We start from the raw sequence: 19693 nt of genomic DNA, 5'->3' as shown, positions 1-19693 counted from the left end.
GGCGCCGTGACAAGGATTTTGATCAGAAATAGGTCTTAACCGCACCAATGATGTCGTAGTCGTCATTGACGAGGAACAGCACATCCCATTTGTCGAACGTCGTGCAGGGATGAGAGATGCCGAGGCCGATGCGGTCGCCAATCCGCACAGCCGCCGCGGCGGGGTAGTGCATATAGGCGTGCTGGTCGTTGCTGGCAAAAATCTCGCATCCGGTCAATGGTTCGGGCAACCCGCCGCCGCGCGAAATCAGAAGCGGGGCGGGCAGGCCGGAATCGGTACCGAAATCGCGCTTGCCGGCGGTCAGTATGGCAAGGCCAGGCTCAGGACATGACTGCACATGGGCCCACACTTCCAGCGCATTGACCAGTCCGACAGGCTCTCCGGTCGCGGCAAGAATGCGCTGCTGCTCGGCTTGGTAGACGCCTGAATCATGGCTGACATAGCAGCCACTGCGTGTGACGATCTGCGCGTTGCTGCCGGCCAGGCCCTTGACCACGACATCATAGAAGGAGGAGCCGCCGGCGGTGACGATTGGCGGGGTGCGTTCGAAAAGACCTTCCAGAACGCAGCTGTCGAAAAGAGTGACGATCTCGTCGATGAAGGTGCTGACCGTATCGGCGGGGCCGCCATTCCCAGTCCTCAACAACCCTTCGAATGCCTCGATGCCGCAGAGCTTCAGTTCCGGCGCTGCACGGCTCGCGCGCGCTATTTCGAGTGCGGTCTCATTGTCGCGGCACCCCGTCCTGCCGCCCGCATATCCGCGCTCGACCAGAACCTGGATAGGAGGAGCCTTCGCCCCGCCCCGCCCGACGGCTTCGGAGGCTGCCCTGACGCCATCCAGGCTGTCGACCAGCATGAAGAAATCGAAGGCGGGCGACGCGGTCAATTCGGCAACCAGGATGTCGAGCTCGAGCCTCCCGATAAGCTGGTTGGCCAGCACAATGCGATCGATGCCGAAGCGGCGGCAGACTTTCAGTTGATGGAGCGTGGCTACCGTGACACCCCAGGCGCCGTCGCGCAGCTGGCGCTGCATGATCTGCGGCGCCATGGTCGTCTTCACATGCGGTGCGATGACCGCATTGCGCTTGCCGACAAAGGTCTGCATCCAGCGCGAATTGTGATCGAGTGCCGACTCCCGGACGATGGCCGCAGGCAACGGGACATCTCCACGGACAAGGTTCCAACCCATAGATCCTATGTCCAGCAGACGCGCCGAAACGCCTGGTGGAATGCCTTTTGTAGTCTCGTCGAGGATCAGATCGTCCAGTGGGTCCAGGTTCATTGGCTTTGCGCTCCCTACTGCGCTCCTGGCGGGTGAATTTCCGGCGCCATCGGCCGGCTCGCGTCTTGTTTTCCGCCTTCAAGGTGCTTGCATGAATCATACAATGGTTTGATGATGAGAAAAGACTTTTTCTTAAACGAAAGAACGGAAAGAGGGCACGATGCGGATTTTCATAGCCGGGATGGATACGGAGACCAACACCTTCGCGCCCATTCCCACGGGCTACAATAGCTTCGAGGAAATGGGGATCGCGCGCGGCGACGCGACCAGCAAGGCGCTCAACGAGCCTTCATGCCAGCTGTTCGTCTGGCGCCAGCGCGGCGAGGAAGATGGGCATGAGATCATCGAAAGCCTTTGCGTGTGCGCCGAGCCTGGCGGCATCACCATCCGCAACGTCTACGAGCAGTTCCGCGACGAGATTCTGGCCGAGCTGAAGGCAGCCATGCCCGTCGATTGCGTCCTGCTTGCCTTGCACGGAGCGTTTGTAGCGGAAGGTTATGACGATACGGAAGGCGACTTTCTGGCCCATGTGCGCGCCGTTGTTGGCCCCGACATCCCCGTTGGCGCCGAACTCGATCTGCATTGCCACACAACTCGGCAGATGGTCGACAGCGCCACCGCGATCGTCGCCTACAAAGAGTATCCTCACACCGATATCATGGACCGCGCCGGCGAGCTCTACCGCATCATCGTCGACACAGTGGAAGGCAAGGTTCGGCCGGTCATGGCGCTCTACGACTGCCGCATGATAAGCACCTTTCGGGTGCAGGAGGAGCCGATGCGCGGGTTTGTCGATGCCATGACCGCAGCCGAGAAGGAGGACGGCATCCTGTCTGTCTCTCTCGGGCACGGCTTCCCTCACGGCGATGTCGAGGATGTCGGCGCCAGGATGCTGGTTGTGACTGACGGCGACACGGCGCTGGCCGAAAGGACAGCGCAGAAATTCGGCAGACAACTCTTTGCCCTTCGCCACGAACTCAGCCCTAACTTCCTCGGCATCGACGAGGCGCTCGATCTCGCGCTCGCCGAGCTGGAAGGGCCGGTGGTGATTGCCGATGTGTCCGACAATGCCGGAGGCGGCGCGCCTGGCGATTCAACCTACATCCTGCGGCGACTGGTCGAGCGCGGCATCACGAACGTCGCCAGCGCCATGTATTGGGACCCGATCGCCTACCGCTTCTGCGTCGAGGCAGGCGTTGGCGGAACCATCGACCTTCGCGTCGGTGGCAAATGCGGCGTCTTTTCCGGTATGCCGGTGGATTTGCGCGTTACCGTGAAGGGCCTTGGACGTGACCTGACGCAGCGCTTCGGCACCATGCCGTGGCCGCTCGGCGACGCTGTCTGGGTCACGACAGACAGTGGCATCGACCTGGTCATCAACACCGTGCGCACGCAGGTCTTCCATCCCGAATGCATGACCGCACTTGGCCTTGATCCCGCACGCAAACGCATCATCATCGTGAAGTCGAACTATCACTTCCAGGCAGGCTTCGCCCCGATCGCCAGGCGCATCCTGTTTTGCGCGCCGCCCGGTGCGACCCAACCGAACTTCGCATCCATACCCTATACGAAGCTCAAGACGCCCTACTGGCCCAAGGTAGAAGACCCGTTCGCCACAGAGGCGGCTTAAGCCGTCGCATCGCTGGGGAAGGCCGGACGCGGCGCTGAGCGCGGCCGGCCCATCCCGTGGACGTTTGTGACGAGGTGACAACGCACCTTTCGCAAGCCGTCGGCCGCGACCAGAAGCTGCGGCTGCTCGCAGCCGGCCGTCGCAGACGGGCATCGCTCCCGAAAGAAGCAACCGGTCGGCAGCGTGCGGTTGCTCGGCAACTCGCCGGCGCGCGGTGCAATTGAGGCCAATGGACGGTCGAAACGCGGAACGGCATCGAGCAGCGTCCTGGTATAGGGGTGGCTTGGCGCATCAAGCACGTCGAGCGTCGGACCTTCTTCAACGATCTGGCCGAGATACATGACGGCGACACGATCGGCCACGTGACGCACCAGCGACACGTCATGCGAGATGAGCACATAAGAGAGCTTGCGCTGCGCCTGCAACGACAGCAGCAGATTGACGATCTGCGCCTGCACCGACACGTCGAGCGCGGAGGTCGGCTCATCGAGGACCAGCAGCGCCGGTTCGACGGCGAGCGCCCTGGCAATCGCGATGCGCTGGCGCTGGCCGCCCGAGAACTCATGGGGATAGCGATCGACGTGTTCCGGCCGCAAGCCGACCGAGACGGCGAGTTCGCTCGCGCGGTCGATCAGTTGCTTGTTTGCATAACCACCGCGAATGTGGAGGGGCTCGGTGATCAGGCGCCAGACGGGGAGGCGCGGATCAAGCGAGGATTGCGGATCCTGGAAGATGATCTGGATCTGGGTGCGCCGTGCCCGATCGCGTTCCGTCCCCCTGAGTTTGACCGCGCCCGCGGAGATATCGGTCAGACCCAGGATTGCCTGGCCAAGCGTGGTTTTTCCACAACCCGATTCGCCGACAATGCCGATCGTCTCGCCTTCAGCCACACTGAACGACACGCCGTTGACGGCATGAACGTCGGAGCCGCCGAACCAGCCCGACGTGACGCGGTAGCGGACTTCCAGGTCTTCAACGGAGAGGAGAGGCGGCTCGGTCACGCGGATTGCGTCTCCTCGATACGGCGCCAGCAGGCGGCGCGCCGGGCAGCACCTATCGCGGCAAGCGGCGGCACCGCCTTGCAGCGTTCATCGGCTTCGCGGCAGCGAGCTTTGAAAAGGCAGCCAGCGGGCGGGTCAAGCAGGTCGGGCAAGGTGCCCAGGATTTGTTCCAGCGGCTGTTTGGGTGCGACAAGCCCCGGCAGGCAGCGGATCAGGGCGCGCGTATAGGGATGCGCTGGCGCTGCCAGCACCGAGGCGGTCGTGCCTGCTTCCGCGACCCGTCCAGCGTAGAGAACGTAAAGGCGGTCGCAAAGCTGCGACACCACGGCCATGTCGTGCGAGATGAAAACAACCGCCGTGCCGGTGCTTGCCGCCTTGTGCTTGATGAGGCTCAAGATCAGCGCCTGCACGGTGACATCGAGTGCCGTCGTCGGTTCATCGGCGATGATAAGCTTTGGTTCGCACGAGAAGGCCATGGCAATCAGGACACGCTGCCGCATGCCCCCGGAAAGCTCAAACGGATAGGCCTGCATGATGCGTTCAGGCTCGCTGATCAGCATGTCGCGCAGCAGGCCTATGGCTTTGCTAGTTGCGGCCTTGGCGTCGAGGCGCTGGTGACGGCGGATGATCTCGACGATCTGCTCGCCGATCCGCCGGGTCGGGTTCAGCGCATTCATCGGTTCCTGGAAGATCGTCGATACAAGCTTTCCGCGCACATGCTGGAGCTCGCGTTCGCTGAGCTTCATGGGATCGTTGCCAAACAGCCGGATGCCGCCAGCGGTGATGTGCGCGCTGCCCTTGGGCAGCAGCCGTGTCGCCGCCATCATAGTCACCGACTTGCCGCAGCCGGACTCGCCGACAATGCCGACAATCTCGCCGGCGCGGACATTGAGGCTGACGCCATTCAGCGCCTTGATCGGCCCGCGAGAGGTGCGGAACACAAGCGACAGATCGGAGATTTCGAGCAGGACATCGCCAGACGGTTCGCTCATCGTCCACCCAGCCTCGGGTCGAGCATGTCGCGCAATCCGTCGCCAAGCAGATTGAAGCCCATGGCGCTGATCAGGATGGCGAGGCCCGGAAAGGTGATATACCACCACTGGTCGAGGAAATAATTGCGCCCGCTCGACACCATGGATCCCCATTCTGAAGTTGGCGGTTGTGCACCGAGCCCGATGAAGCTGAGGGCTGCCGCCGTCAAGATGGTGCCGCCAAGGTCAAGCGTTGCCTGGACGATAATAGGCGATAGCGCGTTGGGCAGAATGTGCCAGCGCAAGAGATAGGCAGGCGAGGCGCCAAAACTGCGCGATGCCTTCACATAGGTGCGGTTGCGCAAGGACAGCGTCTGCCCGCGCGCCAGCCTGACATAGGCGGGCACCCGTACCACGGCAACGGCCAGCATGGCGTTGAAGAGGCTTGGCCCCAATGCCGCCGACAGTGCCATGGCGAGGATCAGTGCGGGCAGCGCCAGGAAGACATCCATCAACCGCATGATGGCGGTGTCGACTATGCCGCCGATGACGCCGGAGAGGCAGCCGATGATCGAGCCGATGACGGTCGAAAGAATGACGATGGCAAAGGCGATGCCGCAGGATGCACGAGCTCCGAAGAGCACCCGCGAAAACAGGTCGCGCCCGACCTCATCGGTGCCGAAGACATGCTGCAGGCTTGGCGCGGCAAGCCTCGCCGACAGCGAGATCTTGTCGGGCGGATAGGGTGCCAGGAGAGGCGCTGCGATGATGACGAACAACACCACCAGCGCTATCGCAGCGCCGACCAGGGTGAGGGGACTTCCCTTCACGCGGTACCACAAGCGGCCCTCGCGAAACCGCGATACAGCCTGCCGCGGTGCGCCGATCCCATCCACCGCCATCAGCCGAGTTCCCTGATCTGTGGATCGAGCATCATATAGGTCAGGTCGACCGCCAGATTGATCAGCACGTAGCCCAGCGAGGCAACGATGGTGAAGCCCATGATGGCTGGAAAATCGAGCGTCTGGATGGACGATACGACGTAGCTGCCCATGCCCGGCCAAGCAAAGATCGTCTCGGTCAACACCGCTCCATAGAGCAGGTCGCCGAAGGCCAGACCAAGCAGCGTCACCGACGGGATCAGGGCGTTGGGCAGTGCGTGCCGCAGGATGACCGCCGAACGCGACAGGCCGTTGGCACGTGCGGTCCTGACATAGTCCTCCTGCAGGACGTCCAGCATCGAAGCCCGTATCTGACGCGTGATGATGCCCAGATTGGCGAAGGCAAGAACGAAGGCCGGCAGGACGAGATGATAGAGCGAAGACCAGAAGGCCTTCATATTGCCGGCTACAAGAGAGTCGACCAGGAAGAAGCCGGTGATGCGCACTGGGGCCGCGATGCCAAGCGTGATACGGCCGCTGCCGGGCAGGATGGGTATCTTCACATAGAACAGCAGAATGAGAGCCAGTCCAAACCAGAATACCGGCATCGATATGCCGGCAACGGAAACGACGCGCGCTGCCTGGTCGATCGGACCGTCCTTGTAGATCGCCGAAAGCACGCCGAGCGGCACGCCGATCATGATCGCCATCACCAGCGCGGTGATGCCGAGCTCAAGTGTGGCGGGCAAAAACAGTGCGATGTCGCCGGCAACCGGACGTCGTGTGCGCAAGGACTGGCCGAGATCGCCCGACAGGAGCTGCCTGACGTAAATGACAAACTGCTGGGTGACGGGTTTGTCCAGGCCAAGGTCCTGGCGCACATGCGCCAGCGTTTCGGCGGACGCCTTGTCCCCGGCAATCAGCTGTGCCGGGTCGCCGGGGATCAGATGCGAAATCGTGAACGTGACGACAGCCACACCGGCCACGACGAAGACCAGCAGGACCAGGCGCCGAAGGATCGTTGAGATAAGCGGCATACCTTCGGCGCCGATTTCTTATTCAGACTTCGACATATCGGCGATGTTGTAGACTTGGATCAGCATGGGATTGTAGACATATCCCTTCACCGAGGATCGCATGGCGAAGATGTCGTTCTTCTGGAACAGAAGGACGTAAGGCGCATCCTCGTTGGTGATCTTCTGCGCGTCGATATAGAGCTTCTCGCGCTCCTTCTGATCGACCGTCTGGAGCGCCTTGGTGATGAGGTCGGTGACCTTCGGGTTCTCGTAGAAGGCGCGGTTGCCGGGTGCGCCCATCTTGGTGGGATCGAACCAGATGTTCATGAACATGAAGGGATCGGCGAAATCGGGCGTCCAGGCGCCGGTCGCGATGTCGTAATCGCCCTTGGCGACCAGCTCGCGCTTGGTCGTGTCGGCGACGTTCTTCATGTCCAGCGTGACGCCGATTTCGGCGAGCGAAGCCTGTAGCGCGAGACCCACCGGCTCCCACGCGGAGTCCGCCTGCGAATAGGTGTAGCTGATGTGCAGATTGGAAACACCAGCCTCGGCAAGCAGCTGCTTGGCCTTCTCCAGGTCATAAGTGTACTGCATGCCCTGCGGGTCATGGCCCCACATGCCGTCCGGGACAGCCCCGCGCATCTGCTCGGCCTGGCCCTGCATGACGCCATCGACGAGGCCCTTGTAGTCGGCGGCATAGGAAATGGCCTGACGGACCTTCGGATTGTCGAAGGGCGCCTTCTTGTTGTTCAGATAGAGGTAAATGACATAGAGGCTGGGATTGCTCTCGATGGCCACCCCCGCGCTCGTCTTCATCGCCTCGGCCTGATCGACCGGAACCTGGTCGATGAGATCGGCGTCGCCGTTCTCCAGCTGCAACCGGCGCCCCGACATCTCGCGCACGATCTTGAAGATGACCTGCTTGAACGCGGGAGCCTTGCCCGCAAAATGCGGGTTGGGATCGAGCGTGATCTGCTGGTTGCGCTCCCAGCTCGCGATCTTGAAGGCCCCGCTGCCGGCGCTGTGCTCGGCCAGCCAAGCGCGCGCATCGTCACCATTGACCGCGTGGTCCTGCGCTTTCGGATTGATGATCGAGCCGGCCGACGTGGCGAGCGCGGACAGGAACGGCGCAAATGGCGCCGACAGTTCGAATTTCACGGTTTGCGGGTCGACGACGACAACATCTTTGACGGTCGGGAACATGTCGCCAGGGCCAGCTGCCAGCTTCCTGACGCGGTCGAATGAATATTTGACGGCCGCGGCATCGACCGGCGAGCCATCGTCGAACATGTGTCCCGACGCCAGTTTGAACGTCCAGCTGAGATTGTCGGGCGCAATGGTCCAGCTCTCGGCAAGCTCGGGAATGACGTCGGTCTTGGCGCCGTCGTACTTCACCAGACGTTCGTAGGCCGGAAAGATCAGCGTATAGCCGTTGTTGGAGACCTCCACACCTGGGTCGGCGGTGGGCGGATCCTCGGCCTTGTCGATAACCAGAACATCCTTGTCGGTGGCCCAGCCCGGTGCGGTGTGGGTGAAGACGGCCAGCGCGGCGAATGCCGCAAGGGTCGGCAGGCGACGTAACAACATGATGCGCTCCCCTCGAGCTTGTGTTTTGCACCTCGACGGGATGGCCCGAAGGATGCATTTCGCACACGCTAACATCCGCATTCGGGATGGCAAGCCGATTTTTCGGATAGGAAAGATATTTTTCTAATTAGCCAAGTGTCATTTCAGCTTCGCGGGGCTGCTGGCCGTCATCGAGCCGCATGCCTTGGACGCCCTTGATCAATGTCTGCTCCGATTGGCCAGATGCCGATGTGCACACGCATAGGATCCGGGCAGGCTTGTCGCCGACGCTGACATAGGCGTGCCCCATGGTGCTTTCGAAATAAACCGACTCTCCGGTCTTCAACCTCAGTGTTTCATAGACATCGGTATGCAATTCGACTTCGCCTTCAAGAACGTATGTGAACTCCTGACCGGGATGACTGATCAGTTCGCCGAAGGTGTCGATGCTCTGCTGGGTGATTGCTCCCAGCATCGGGATCATCTCCTTGCGCGACAGCTCGGTGCATAGGAAACGGTAGACATAATTGGGGGTTTCGACGATCCGGCCGTCCTCGATCCGGCTTACCGCCCGCGCGCCGTGAGCTATGGGAGATGCGCTGGCCTTCTTGACGCCGAAGAGTTCAGTTATGTCGACCTTCAGCCCTTGGGCAAGCTGAAGCAGCTTGTCATAAGTCAGCGACATCTGATTGTTCTCGACTTTCGACAAGGTCGAGATGGCCAGGCCCGACATCTGGCTGACCTGCGTCAGCGTCAAGCCTCGTTCCCGCCGCAGCTCTTTGAGGCATTCCCCCAGACTTGGCTTCGAATCGCTCATGGCGCACCCCTTTTTGACGTTGGCCGCACTTTAGGGTTGAGACCGGGCAAAGTCGACTCGCAGGCGATGACGCATTTATCATAGGAAAGATATTTGACCGATCGGAAATCTTCTGCTTGGTTGCCGGCGCTTGGTTTGAGAGTGGCAATGCAGGACGTTCTTATCATCGGCGGCGGCATGGCTGGCGCTTCGGCGGCCTTCTTCCTGGCGTCTGGTAGTCGAGTGACCGTGCTTGAAGCCGAAGCCCATTGCGGCATGCACACGACAGGACGTTCCGCCGCCCTCTTCAGCGAGGGCTACGGGAACGCCGCCATCCGCGCCTTCACCCGCGCCAGCCGCCAGTTCTTACTTGAACCGCCCTCCGGCTTCTGTGATGTCCCTTTGCTGACTCCTCGCGGCGTAATGGTCATCGGCACGGACGCGCAAAGGCCAAGACTGCAGGCGCTGTTTGCCGAGACGTCCACGGAATCGGCGGCGCCCTTGGACTGGCTTGACACCGACGCTTCCCGATCGGTCATTCCAATCCTGCGACCTGATTACATCGGGTCTGCGTATCTCGATCACTCGGCGATGGACATCGATGTCGACGCTCTTCACCAAGGCTTTTTGCGGGGCGCACGCCGTCACGGCGCGCGGATCGTCACCAACGCACGGGTCGAGGCGATCGAGCGTGTCGGCGGCACCTGGATTGTGACGACCCCGGTCGGCGTCTTTGACGCGCGTATCCTTGTCGACGCCGCCGGCGCCTGGGCGGACCAGGTGGCTGCCATGGCCGGCGCCACGCCGCTTGGGCTGGTGCCGAAACGACGAACCGCGATGCTTGTCGATGCGCCGCCCGGCGTCAACGCCAGGGATTGGCCAGGCGTAATCGATGTCGACGAGATGTTCTATTTCAAACCATCTTCGGGAATGCTGTTGCTCTCGCCAGCCGACGAGACGCCAAGCGAAGCTGGCGATGCGCAGCCCGAAGAGATCGACATCGCCATCGCGGTCGACCGCATTCAACAGGCCGCTGACCTGCCGGTAACGCGCATCTCACGCAGTTGGGCCGGATTGCGGTCATTCTTTGCCGACAAGACGCCGGCCGTCGGATGGGATAGCCAAGTTGAAGGTTTCTTCTGGCTGGCCGGACAAGGCGGCTACGGCATCCAGACCGCTCCCGCGCTCGGTCAGCTGACCGCAGGGCTGGTGGCCGCGAGCGCCATGCCTGACACATTTGCTGTCGAAGGCGCCGACCCCGACATTTTGTCACCCGCGCGCCTTCGAGGAGCAATTTCCGAATGACAATCGACGCCACCATGTTGCCGGACACAATACCGCGACCGGGTTTTGTCAAGCCTACTTCTCTGGAGCCGAAGCCGATCAGCGGCGATCAGTAATTGCCGTCGTAATAACGGTCGTCGCAGGGAGCGGTGTAGATGCCGCGGCGATCCTGGTAGCGGCACATCTGTTCGCCGCGGGGCTGCGGGGTGGTGGCGGAACCTACGACGGCGCCGAGCAGCGCGCCGCTGGCCGCGCCGATAACCGTGCTCTTGGTGTTGCCACCGATCGCCTGACCGACGAGGGCGCCACCGGCGCCGCCGAGCAGGGCGCCGGTGGTGGCGCGCTGCTGGCCTTCGGTCTGCGTTTCGCAGCCGGCGAGCGCTGCGGTCATGAGGACGGCCAAAATCGCTTTCTTGAGTAGCATCTGAAGAACCTCCTTTGAGGCCACGCGGGCCGATGACCAGCCAAGTGAGATTGCATTGCGGCGGAACGGCGGCGCGCCTTCTCACCAAGTGATTCAAGGTTTCCCGGTAATTGAAAGCCATGGTTTCTAAAGCGGAAAGCTGGCCGGACGGACGCTTCGACCCAGTATTGACTGGAATTGCCATGCGGTACGCGCTAGATTTTCCGTTCGTCCTGATGGTGCTAGGCGATGGACAAGGTTGCTGCGGCTCGCGAACCTCCCAAGGAGAGGCGCAGAGTGCGCGCGGCCCAATACGTACGAATGTCCACAGAGCACCAGGCTTATTCCCTTGAGAATCAGAAAGATGCGATCCGCGCTTATGCCGAGCTCATGGGGTACGACATCGTCGCAACCTATGCAGACCCCGGACGTAGCGGGTTGCACATGGAAGGCCGGCCCGGCCTTAAGAAGCTGCTGTTCGACATTGAACACGGACTGGCCGACTACGAGACGGTCGTCGTCTACGACGTCAGCAGATGGGGCCGGTTCCAGAGCGTCGATGAAAGCGCTTCCTACGAATATCGATGTCAGATGGCGGGCGTGCGGATCGAGTTTTGCGCCGAGCAATTCGCGAACGATGGCACCGTAGGATCCGATGTCCTCAAATCCATAAAGCGTAGCATGGCCGCAGAGTACAGCCGGATGTTGTCACAGAGGGTCTTCTCGGGCCAGGTCAGGATGGCCCGCATGGGCTTCCACGTCGGCGGCATCCAGGGGCTCGGACTGAGGCGCCTTATGGTCGACCAGTTCGGACAGCCCAAACTCATCCTCGCCCGCTATGAACACAAGAACTTCCAGACAGACCGGGTGATCATCGTACCCGGGCCACCGGAAGAGATAGCTACCGTTCGTTTGATCTTTCGCCTGTTCGTCAGGTCCCGCAAAAGCGAGCCTCAAATCGCAAAATATCTGAATGACCGGGGAATTCTCAACGACTTCGGTCGGCCTTGGAAGACCCACAGCGTACGCCGCGTCCTGACCAATGAGAAATATATCGGCAACAACGTCTGGAACAGGCGCTGCACGAAGCTGAAAACCAAAGTTGCGTACAATCCCCCGGAACAATGGGTCAGAGCGGACAACGCCTTTGAGCCCATCATCAGTCGTCAATTATTCGACAGAGCCCAGCAAATATTGAAATCGCTTTATCTCCGCATGAGCGATGAAGAGATGCTGGCAGCCCTGCGAAAGCTCCACCAGCGGCATGGGAAACTGTCATGGGGCATCATCAACGCAGCGCCCGAATGCCCGTCGGCCTATCGCTACAGCGCCCATTTCGGAGGTCTGCTCGGCGCATACAAGCTGATCGGTTGCCTGCCGCCCAGAAAGTCTTATTTCATCGATATTGGCGCGCGGCTCAAGGCTATCCGCCATGGCGCGTTGGAAGACCTCAAGGTCGCGATCGAACAGGCAGGCGGCCGCGCTTCCCAGGATCCTGAAACGGAGAACATCCGCATCAACGGCGAGTCGACTGTAGCACTCGCAATCGCCAGGTGCCGCGTTTCGCATTGCGCCTTCCCGCGCTGGTCTTCGAGGGCCGTTCGAGAAGCCAAGTCGGATATTTTCGTCTTGATCCGAATGCAGCCAGGCAATCTGACCATTCGCGACTACCTGATTGCTCCGATGAATGAAATTGCCGGGTTCAAAGGAGATTTTCATGTCAACGATGGAATGAAGCTGGATGCGTTTCTTTTCCCATCGCTGGATCCGCTCGTTGCCCTGGCTGAGCGAAAATTCGTCGGGAACGCCACATGAAGGAGCGCCGCAAGGTTCTGGGCCTGGAAGCGGCCGACCGGCTTTTGCAAAACAGCCGCACAAGACACGCGGCGCTTTTGGAAACGATGCACGAGCCCAACAGATGGTTCACCGGTCCCTGGCTGTGCAAGACCTATCAGGATGAATGCCGAAGAACGCGGGACATGATCGCCGAAGCGACTATCTCCCGGAAGCTACTGGAGACGATTGCCGAGGTGTTTCGATATCCGATCAAACAGGAATCCTTTCGTCGCCTGCTGTCGGCCGAAAGCCTGGCTTCTGTGCCGAAGGCCCTGATCGAAGGACCTACCTTGAACCTGCTTGTGGAGAGTCCCGCGCCAAGGCCGTTGGTCAATGGTGTTTCTCCCGAAGTCATCGAGCTATTGCAGGATTGGAGGGTGCCGCCCCAAGTCTTCGCGTCCTTGCGCAAGATGGTTCCGGAAAGGCAGCTCAAAGCGGCAAGGCTCATGATTGCCCTAAAGAGAGTGAGCTTCCACTATGCGCAGCTCCTCTCAACGCTTACCCCGGCGTCGCAGTTGGTTGACCCTTCCAGGCCGAGAAAGAAGTTTGTCGGGGTGACAGCCGACGATCTTGCCATCATGGAAGGCGAACTTGAGTTGTTGAACGAAGAATTCCTCTACTGCGCCAGCCTTCGTGGCATGTGGGCGCTGGAGTTGACGGCGGCGAGGCTATATCTCGACCGGCTCTTGGACAATGGACGGGTGGTCAGACACCTTGCGCGGGATTTCCCGCAGCATCTCGCAAGGTTTCAAACGGTACTGGACATTCCAGCCGGTCAGGAAGCTTTGACGAGCCAACCAGGAAAAACCGGGTTAAGGCGCCCCCATTTTGTCTTCTGAGTTGTCAAGTCGATGACCTTCTCGCAACACCCGCAGCTTGAAAGTGGTATCGCATCATGGGTTACGGGGCGCCTGAGCTTGACTGCAATGGCAACACATTCGAGCATCGGGCTAGAGAAGAAGTGGCAGATAAGAGGTCTCCTGCGCCCCCTGCTGCTTCCTGAGGAGAACCTCAGTGGAGCCTGAGGGGGTGCTGATCAACCGTCACTCACTCCATGTCCGGCACGTCGCCTCCTACAAAGAGTGTTGTCGGCTCACCGTATTCACCAAGCGAAGGGTTGGCATCGCGTGACCACGCAATGACCCCAGCATGTTTTCCCGCCAATCCCTTTGCGGTCCTAATCGCGCGATCCTCGGTCTGCTGCTCGGCTGGCCCAAACACAGGCTGAAGGTCGCCTGTCTCATCGCGGTCGAAGGCGGTGACGACGATTAGTTTCGGTGCCTTGTGCTGAGGCTGTAAGTTATCCGGCATGAACGTCATCTCTCCGTTGGACTAGAAGCCGGTTGAAGTTGAGCGGTGCAGGGGGGAGAACCTCAGTCATCTCGAACAGTGGCACTGTGGCCGTGGAGGCTTCCGGCTCTGCCGTCTTCTGCTTGGCCTTGAGGTCTGTGATTTCCTCGTCGCGGCGCGCAATTCGGCTTTCTAGATTTGCAATGCGCTCCGTTAAGAAATAGCGTCCGACGACAAATCCTCCGCCGCCAAACAACGCGGCAAAAGTAGCGAACGCTACTGGGTTAGCGATAACCAGCGCCGTGTTGCCGCCAATAAAAGCGATAAGGTCGTGCATCGAGCGGGGTCCCTCATCCAAGCACGGGTGGCGTAGGGTCAAAGCTGATTGCCACCAGCCCAGGATGCCGATGGGCGAGGGTGAGGATTTGGGTTTCCAGCTCATAGTTGTAGGCCATGAGCGCCTTCACGGTCTCAAGAGGGCTCTCGTAGCGGCCTATAAGCTTCTCCGCTTCGGCATGTAGGTCGGCCTTGGAATCGGAATCGAGATGCATCGTGGCCATCGCAATATCTCCTAACGGGCTGCCCTGCGCTGTGCAGTGAGTGCATCAAGTCGTTCCTGAAGGTGCCCGTTGAGCACGATCATTTCCTTAAGCGCCTTCATCACATCACCCTTGTGCACGGCAATGAAATCCTCGGCATGGGCCTGGAGGGCAGCCTCCTGGCGGCTATTCAATGCACAATGTGGTCCATGCCGATCACTCCAAATGTTCCAAGCTTGCAGTGAACAGAAAGAGAACAAAAATGTCAAGAGCGGATTGACCAGGAGAGGAATGAGTTCCTATTTTGGGGTCATGCCTGACACTGGTGGAACACGAAAGCGTGGTGGCGAGTGGAAGCTCAGCAATGCCCATGAGACTGGTCAACTCGTGCTTGTCAGATGCGGGCTTGTAACGTCAAACGTTGGTATCAGCCGAGTGACCTGAGGGAATCTTTGGGGACATCGAGGCCGAGCTGGTCGGGAACAAAATGAGCTGCAAGCGATGCGGCAAGAACGAGTACATGCACGCCGAGACGCAAAACCTGTCGGCTCGGGAACGGCAGGACATCCGAGTTAGGCGACTTGCCGATATTAGGATGGCACGGCACCCGAAAGCGGCCCCAACCCGGACGTCAGACGGTTCTACAATTGGCCATCGACTTCTGGCAAGTGCGCCATAGCGCGTCAGCACGACTCCAAGTGTGCTACTTTTTGAACGGAAGCTTTGCGCCTCTCATATACGTTCAGGGCAGCAAAGCACTGATCCCAAAACCGGTCATCGATGAGCGAGCGGGAACTGCAACGCATTGAGTGTTGTCCAGGGTTATAGAGCTACGGATGACCGCGTTACAACCGTTTCGTGCGACCCGATTCTTCTCTGTAACCATCATGCAGCAGCGCGGCTGAAGCGGTTGATCATGAAATCGTCGAGCGGCGTTTCGCAACGGTCGGTCGCGATGAGCTCGGCCATGGCGTCGCCCACGCCCGGACCAAGCTGGAAGCCATGTCCGCTGAAGCCGAAGGCGTGGAACAGGCCTGGCGTCGTTGCCGAGCGGCCCATGACCGGCAGCATGTCCCTGATATAGCCCTCGCAGCCGGACCATGTACGGATGACCGCGACCCGCGCGATTGCCGGCAACAACCGCGCCACGGCGCGCAATTGCAGGGGAAGGCGCATGGGATCGGCGGCCGCATGGCCGGGTTCGAGGTTCACCGACACCCTTTCGGCGGCGCCGCCGAAAACGATGTTGCCCCGCTCGACCTGACGCAAATAGGCGCCATGGTCCTTGTCGCGCGTCCAGATGCCGACCACCGGCAGAATCCGATGCGGCAGCGGCTCGGTCACACCCATCTGCGGACCGCGGGCGTCGAGCGGGACCTCTTCGCCAAACTGTGCGGCAATGCGCGCGCCCCAGGCTCCGGCGGTGTTGAGCAGGCACTCGGCGGCGAATGCACCCTTCGAACTGGTGACAAGGAAACCAGAACCCGTGTGGGTGATCTTCTCGACCTCAGCTCCCTCGATGATTTGCGCCCCCAGTTTGCGGGCCGCCTCGGCAAAGGCGGGTGCGATCAGCCGTGGATTGCCGCTGCCATCTTGCGGAGAAAACGACGCTCCGATCGAGTAAGGGCCGAGACCGGGAAACCGGGAACGGATCTCACGCGGGCCGAGTTCTTCCAGCTCGAGCCCCCACGGCCGCGCGGCTTGGGCATAGGCCCGCATATCGGCAAGGCTTCCTTCATCGAAGATCAGCCGGATATGGCCGGTGGCGCGGAACTCGACGTCGCGGCCAAGCATCTCTTCAGCCTCGCCCCACAGCCTGAGCGAGCGGTCGGCCAGCGGAAGCTGGGACAGATGGCGCCCCGTACGCCGGATGTTGCCGAAGGAGGCGACGGTCGCCCCGGTGCCGATCCGCTTGCGCTCGACCAGCGTCACGCGCGCGCCGCGCCTCGCGAGGAAATAGGCCGAAGCCGTCCCCATCAGTCCACCGCCCAGCACGATCACGTCCATGGTTATTCCTTGTGCGGAGCGGATACTCCCTGAAGACGCCGATCTTGTCGGCACCGCTTCATTGCGTCAAAGATGAGTTTGGACAACAGCCATAAGCCGAACCTATGGAGTGGCAATGCGGGCCCGTCAGCTCGAAGTGTTCATCGCCGTCATGCGCGCGGGCACCGTGACCGCCGCGGCGCGGATGCTGAACATTTCCCAACCCGCTTTGAGCCAGATCGTGATCCACACCGAGGACGAACTCGGCTTCACGCTGTTCGAGCGCGTCAAGGGCCGGCTGCGGCCGACCCCGGAGGCGCTCGAGATCTTCGCCGATGCCGAGCGGCTGTCGGCGGGGCTGGAGGGCTTGCGCCGCAAGACCACCGACCTTCGGCTGGGCCGGACGGGGCTGGTGCGGGTCGCGGCCTCGCCGCCGCCGTCCATGGCGATCTTGCCGCGCGCCTTCACCAGCTTCCGGGCGCAGCATCCCGACATTTTGCTACGGTCCCACATGGCGCCGGTCGCCGCGATCATCGACATGCTGCGCGCCGGCGATGCCAGCCTCGGCGTCGCCATGGACGACCGCCTGCCTCCCGATATCGACGCGGAAGTGATCGGCAGCGTCGGCTTCTCATGCCTGCTGCCCACGGGGCATGCGTTGGCCGGGAAGACCGAGCTGACGCTCGCCGATCTCGCCGGCGAAGAGTTGATATCCTATCGCGCAAACACCCGTCCCGCCGACGAACTGACCCACGCTGCCCGCGCGCAGGGTGTGGTGCTTTCGCCGTCGCTCGAGATCGACGTCTCCATCTCGGCCGTCGGCTTCGTCCAGGCCGGCCTGGGTGTCGCGCTCGTCGACGCGCTGCTGCCATGGCACCAGTTTGCCGGGCTTGCCGTCAGGCCGCTCGCGGCGGGGCCGGAATTTCCGATCGCGCTGCTGACCTCGCGCACCCGGGCGCTTTCGCGGGCCGATGAGATGATGCGCGAGCAAGTCCGCGCGGCCTGTTCCGCCGTGCTGGGCGGTGACAGAGCAAGGGCATAAGCAAGACTTATAGTCCCGCTCGTCATACGTCTTGGACCCTGGCCATCCTGTCGTGTCAGCTTTGGTTGGCAGACAGGAAGGGACGCATCATGGATGGTGCCATCGTGGCGGACGAGGCGAGCAACGAAGCCGACTGGAAGGTCGGCGTCGATATCGGTGGCACATTCATCGATTTCTGCGCGCTCGAAGCAAATTCGGGGCGCGTCGCCTCGCTGAAAGTGCTGACGACGCCGGAAAATCCGGGTGCCGAACTGATGACGGGCCTCACGCTTCTGACCGAGCGTGAAGGCTTTGATCCTGCCCGCATGACGCGCTTCGTGCACGGTACGACCGTTGGCATCAACACCATCATCCAGCGCAAGGGCGCACCGCTGGCACTGTTCACCAATGCCGGCTTCGAGGACGTCATCGAACTGGCGCGGCTGCGCATGCCGGACATGTATTCGCTGTTCTGCTCGCGGCCGGACCCGCTGATATCGCGCGACATGGTTTTCGGCATTCCGGCCCGCATGCGTGCCGATGGCAGCGAGTCCCGGGCGCCGGACATGGCGGCGGTGGAAAGGGCGGTGGCGGTGGCGAAAGCGAACGGAGCGCAAGGCATCATCGTGTCCTTCCTCCATTCCTGGCGCAATGCCGCTCAGGAAGCTTCGGTGAAGGCGAGGATCACGCGTCTTGCGCCCGACCTGTTCGTCTTCTCCTCGGCCGAGGTCTGGCCGGTCATCCGTGAATATGAGCGCAGCTCGACCGCCATCCTCAACGGCTATGTCCATCCGCGCGTCTCCGGCTATCTGACGGCGTTGGAAGAGCGGCTGAAGGACCACGGTGTACCCGCCCGCCCCATGCTGACCAAATCGAATGGCGGGCTGATGAACGCTGCCGAAGGCAAGCGCGCCTGCGTGAACATGCTTTTGTCGGGGACAGCCTCCGGTGTCATGGGCGCCTCGTGGCTGGCGCGCCAGGCCGGAGAGGACAGGATCCTGACCCTCGACATTGGCGGGACCTCGGCCGATTTCGCGCTCATTATCGATGGCGAGCCGCAATTCGGCACCGGCGAACTGATCGGCGAATTTCCGCTCCATATCCCCTCCGTGTCGGTAAGCTCGATCGGTGTCGGCGGCGGCTCGATCGCCAGTGTCGATGCGCAAGGTGTGCTGCGGGTCGGACCGGAATCGGCCGGTTCGACGCCAGGACCGGCGTGCTATGGTCGTGGCGGCGAGAGGCCGACGGTGACGGACGCCATGGTGGTGTGCGGATGGCTCGGTCACAGCGAGATGGCCTATGGCCAGTTGCGGATCGACACCGGCCTGGCGCATCGCGCGGTCGGCGAGCTTGCCGCCCGGCTCGACCGCCCCATCGAGCACACCGCGCAGGCGATCCTCGACATCGCGGTGTCGGAGATGTTCGTCGAGGTCGAGAAGCTTGCCTCGCGCGCCGGCGTGGACTTGCGCGATTTCACGCTGATGCCCTTCGGCGGCGGCGGGCCGATGCTGGGCGCATTCCTTGCCCGCGAACTCGGCATGAAGCGCGTCATGGCGCCCCGCCGGCCCGGTGTGGTGTCGGCGCTGGGCGGACTGGTGGCGGATTTGCGCGGTGACTTCATTCGCACCATCTTCAGCCCGCTGTCTGGCGTGGCGCTTGCCGGAATTCGCGAAGCCTTCGAGGCGTTGGCGCGCGAGGGCCGCGACTGGCTCGCGGCGCAGGGGCACGATGCGGCGGCGGAGCTCAGTCTCACCTGCGACATGCGCTATGTCGGGCAGAGTTATGAGATCGAGGTCGTCCTTCAGCCGGAATGGCTGGCGGAGGGCAATGTGGCCGCCATCGCGCAGGCCTTCCACCTCACCCATGAGCGGCTCTACGATTTCCACGACCCGGAGGGCGGGATCGAACTTGTGAATGTCCGGCTATCGGCCATAGGCGCAGGGCCGAAACTCTCCTTCCCGGAAATCGACGAGGTCGATGCTCTGGCCATTCCGGCGCGCCGGCTCTCCGTCTACACGGGAGCGAGCGTCGAGACTGTCGACCTCCACGACCGGCAAGCCCTCGTGCCGGGAAGCATGTTTCACGGGCCTGCCGTGGTCGTTCAGGAAGACACCACCTTTGCCATTCCCGCGGGAGCGCAGGCAAGGGTCGACCGCCTTCTCAACCTTTTGCTGACCTTCCCGGAGTGATG

At 61.6% G+C, this 19693-nt stretch carries 18 protein-coding genes; 6 read left to right on the top strand and 12 right to left on the bottom strand.

What is annotated here, in order from left to right; translation table 11 throughout:
- Positions 1-22 precede the first annotated feature (22 nt).
- Positions 23-1282, bottom strand: a complete 1260-nt coding sequence (locus LB564_RS28585; RefSeq protein ID WP_140707522.1) for an amino acid deaminase — start codon at positions 1280-1282, stop codon at positions 23-25.
- Between the two features lie 160 nt (positions 1283-1442).
- On the opposite strand from LB564_RS28585, the gene LB564_RS28580 reads away from it, so the two are divergent.
- Positions 1443-2912, top strand: a complete 1470-nt coding sequence (locus LB564_RS28580; protein WP_140707524.1) for a M81 family metallopeptidase — start codon at positions 1443-1445, stop codon at positions 2910-2912.
- On the opposite strand, the gene LB564_RS28575 is transcribed toward LB564_RS28580, so the two are convergent.
- The 6 genes from LB564_RS28575 to LB564_RS28550 all read right to left on the bottom strand — a co-directional run bounded on the left by LB564_RS28575 (position 2909) and on the right by LB564_RS28550 (position 9164).
- Positions 2909-3913 carry an ABC transporter ATP-binding protein gene (locus tag LB564_RS28575; RefSeq protein ID WP_140707526.1) on the bottom strand — a complete coding sequence of 335 codons (1005 nt, stop codon included), beginning with the start codon at positions 3911-3913 and terminating at the stop codon, positions 2909-2911. The genes LB564_RS28580 and LB564_RS28575 overlap by 4 nt on opposite strands.
- Positions 3910-4905 carry an ABC transporter ATP-binding protein gene (locus LB564_RS28570; RefSeq protein WP_140707528.1) on the bottom strand — a complete coding sequence of 332 codons (996 nt, stop codon included), beginning with the start codon at positions 4903-4905 and terminating at the stop codon, positions 3910-3912. The genes LB564_RS28575 and LB564_RS28570 overlap by 4 nt, the downstream gene beginning before the upstream one ends.
- Complete coding sequence (ddpC, locus tag LB564_RS28565; RefSeq protein ID WP_224542475.1) at positions 4902-5786, bottom strand: D,D-dipeptide ABC transporter permease; 885 nt, start codon at positions 5784-5786, stop codon at positions 4902-4904. The genes LB564_RS28570 and ddpC overlap by 4 nt, the downstream gene beginning before the upstream one ends.
- Positions 5786-6802 (bottom strand): ABC transporter permease, encoded by a 1017-nt coding sequence (locus LB564_RS28560; RefSeq protein ID WP_140707532.1) that lies wholly within the window; start codon positions 6800-6802, stop codon positions 5786-5788. The genes ddpC and LB564_RS28560 overlap by 1 nt, the downstream gene beginning before the upstream one ends.
- Before the next feature lie 18 nt (positions 6803-6820).
- A complete protein-coding gene (locus LB564_RS28555) occupies positions 6821-8368 on the bottom strand; it encodes an ABC transporter substrate-binding protein (RefSeq protein WP_140707534.1) in 1548 nt (515 codons plus the stop codon).
- 127 nt (positions 8369-8495) lie between these two features.
- The gene (locus tag LB564_RS28550; protein ID WP_140707536.1) at positions 8496-9164 is read right to left on the bottom strand and encodes a helix-turn-helix domain-containing protein; all 669 of its coding nucleotides are present in this window, start codon (positions 9162-9164) and stop codon (positions 8496-8498) included.
- 93 nt (positions 9165-9257) lie between these two features.
- Here LB564_RS28550 and LB564_RS28545 point away from each other — a divergent pair, with 93 nt between their 5' ends.
- Positions 9258-10448 carry an NAD(P)/FAD-dependent oxidoreductase gene (locus LB564_RS28545; RefSeq protein WP_224542474.1) on the top strand — a complete coding sequence of 397 codons (1191 nt, stop codon included), beginning with the start codon at positions 9258-9260 and terminating at the stop codon, positions 10446-10448.
- A gap of 88 nt (positions 10449-10536) precedes the next feature.
- Here LB564_RS28545 and LB564_RS28540 read toward each other — a convergent pair whose 3' ends face one another.
- Entirely contained in the window at positions 10537-10851 is a 315-nt protein-coding gene (locus tag LB564_RS28540; RefSeq protein ID WP_140707538.1) for a YMGG-like glycine zipper-containing protein, read from the bottom strand.
- Positions 10852-11079: 228 nt separating this feature from the next.
- Between LB564_RS28540 and LB564_RS28535 the strand changes: the two genes are divergently transcribed.
- Positions 11080-12645 (top strand): recombinase family protein, encoded by a 1566-nt coding sequence (locus LB564_RS28535; protein ID WP_140707540.1) that lies wholly within the window; start codon positions 11080-11082, stop codon positions 12643-12645.
- A complete protein-coding gene (locus LB564_RS28530; RefSeq protein ID WP_140707542.1) occupies positions 12642-13505 on the top strand; it encodes a plasmid partitioning protein RepB C-terminal domain-containing protein in 864 nt (287 codons plus the stop codon). Before LB564_RS28535 ends, LB564_RS28530 begins: the two co-directional genes overlap by 4 nt.
- 208 nt (positions 13506-13713) lie before the next feature.
- Here the strand turns inward: LB564_RS28530 and LB564_RS28525 are convergent, their stop codons facing one another.
- From LB564_RS28525 to LB564_RS28510, 4 genes are all read right to left on the bottom strand, one after another.
- The gene (locus tag LB564_RS28525) at positions 13714-13977 is read right to left on the bottom strand and encodes a hypothetical protein (RefSeq protein WP_140707880.1); all 264 of its coding nucleotides are present in this window, start codon (positions 13975-13977) and stop codon (positions 13714-13716) included.
- Positions 13967-14293, bottom strand: a complete 327-nt coding sequence (locus LB564_RS28520) for a hypothetical protein (protein ID WP_140707544.1) — start codon at positions 14291-14293, stop codon at positions 13967-13969. Before LB564_RS28520 ends, LB564_RS28525 begins: the two co-directional genes overlap by 11 nt.
- A 13-nt stretch (positions 14294-14306) precedes the next feature.
- On the bottom strand, positions 14307-14516 hold the full coding sequence (locus LB564_RS28515) for a hypothetical protein (RefSeq protein WP_140707546.1): 210 nt from the start codon (positions 14514-14516) through the stop codon (positions 14307-14309).
- 864 nt (positions 14517-15380) lie between these two features.
- Positions 15381-16502: an NAD(P)/FAD-dependent oxidoreductase gene (locus LB564_RS28510; RefSeq protein ID WP_140707550.1), complete on the bottom strand. Its 1122-nt coding sequence runs from the start codon at positions 16500-16502 to the stop codon at positions 15381-15383.
- A 115-nt stretch (positions 16503-16617) separates the two neighbouring features.
- Here LB564_RS28510 and LB564_RS28505 point away from each other — a divergent pair, with 115 nt between their 5' ends.
- Both LB564_RS28505 and LB564_RS28500 read left to right on the top strand, forming a co-directional pair.
- The gene (locus LB564_RS28505; protein ID WP_224542473.1) at positions 16618-17523 is read left to right on the top strand and encodes a LysR family transcriptional regulator; all 906 of its coding nucleotides are present in this window, start codon (positions 16618-16620) and stop codon (positions 17521-17523) included.
- A gap of 89 nt (positions 17524-17612) precedes the next feature.
- Positions 17613-19691 carry a hydantoinase/oxoprolinase family protein gene (locus tag LB564_RS28500; RefSeq protein WP_140707554.1) on the top strand — a complete coding sequence of 693 codons (2079 nt, stop codon included), beginning with the start codon at positions 17613-17615 and terminating at the stop codon, positions 19689-19691.
- Positions 19692-19693: the final 2 nt, after the last annotated feature.

This window comes from Mesorhizobium sp. ES1-6, from assembly GCF_020164775.1.
Taxonomy (GTDB): Bacteria; Pseudomonadota; Alphaproteobacteria; order Rhizobiales; family Rhizobiaceae; genus Mesorhizobium.
Note: the sequence above shows the minus strand (reverse complement) of the source record. Positions and strands in the feature narration are given on the sequence as shown.

Bases quoted from the DNA above. Each gene is read 5' to 3' on its own strand.
- LB564_RS28585 (WP_140707522.1), bottom strand. From the start codon at position 1,282: ATGAACCTGGACCCACTGGACGATCTGATCCTCGACGAGACTACAAAA.
- LB564_RS28580 (WP_140707524.1), top strand. From the start codon at position 1,443: ATGCGGATTTTCATAGCCGGGATGGATACGGAGACCAACACCTTCGCG.
- LB564_RS28570 (WP_140707528.1), bottom strand. From the start codon at position 4,905: ATGAGCGAACCGTCTGGCGATGTCCTGCTCGAAATCTCCGATCTGTCG.
- ddpC (WP_224542475.1), bottom strand. From the start codon at position 5,786: ATGGCGGTGGATGGGATCGGCGCACCGCGGCAGGCTGTATCGCGGTTT.
- LB564_RS28560 (WP_140707532.1), bottom strand. From the start codon at position 6,802: ATGCCGCTTATCTCAACGATCCTTCGGCGCCTGGTCCTGCTGGTCTTC.
- LB564_RS28555 (WP_140707534.1), bottom strand. From the start codon at position 8,368: ATGTTGTTACGTCGCCTGCCGACCCTTGCGGCATTCGCCGCGCTGGCC.
- LB564_RS28550 (WP_140707536.1), bottom strand. From the start codon at position 9,164: ATGAGCGATTCGAAGCCAAGTCTGGGGGAATGCCTCAAAGAGCTGCGG.
- LB564_RS28540 (WP_140707538.1), bottom strand. From the start codon at position 10,851: ATGCTACTCAAGAAAGCGATTTTGGCCGTCCTCATGACCGCAGCGCTC.
- LB564_RS28535 (WP_140707540.1), top strand. From the start codon at position 11,080: ATGGACAAGGTTGCTGCGGCTCGCGAACCTCCCAAGGAGAGGCGCAGA.
- LB564_RS28530 (WP_140707542.1), top strand. From the start codon at position 12,642: ATGAAGGAGCGCCGCAAGGTTCTGGGCCTGGAAGCGGCCGACCGGCTT.
- LB564_RS28525 (WP_140707880.1), bottom strand. From the start codon at position 13,977: ATGCCGGATAACTTACAGCCTCAGCACAAGGCACCGAAACTAATCGTC.
- LB564_RS28520 (WP_140707544.1), bottom strand. From the start codon at position 14,293: ATGCACGACCTTATCGCTTTTATTGGCGGCAACACGGCGCTGGTTATC.
- LB564_RS28515 (WP_140707546.1), bottom strand. From the start codon at position 14,516: ATGGCCACGATGCATCTCGATTCCGATTCCAAGGCCGACCTACATGCC.
- LB564_RS28510 (WP_140707550.1), bottom strand. From the start codon at position 16,502: ATGGACGTGATCGTGCTGGGCGGTGGACTGATGGGGACGGCTTCGGCC.
- LB564_RS28505 (WP_224542473.1), top strand. From the start codon at position 16,618: ATGCGGGCCCGTCAGCTCGAAGTGTTCATCGCCGTCATGCGCGCGGGC.
- LB564_RS28500 (WP_140707554.1), top strand. From the start codon at position 17,613: ATGGATGGTGCCATCGTGGCGGACGAGGCGAGCAACGAAGCCGACTGG.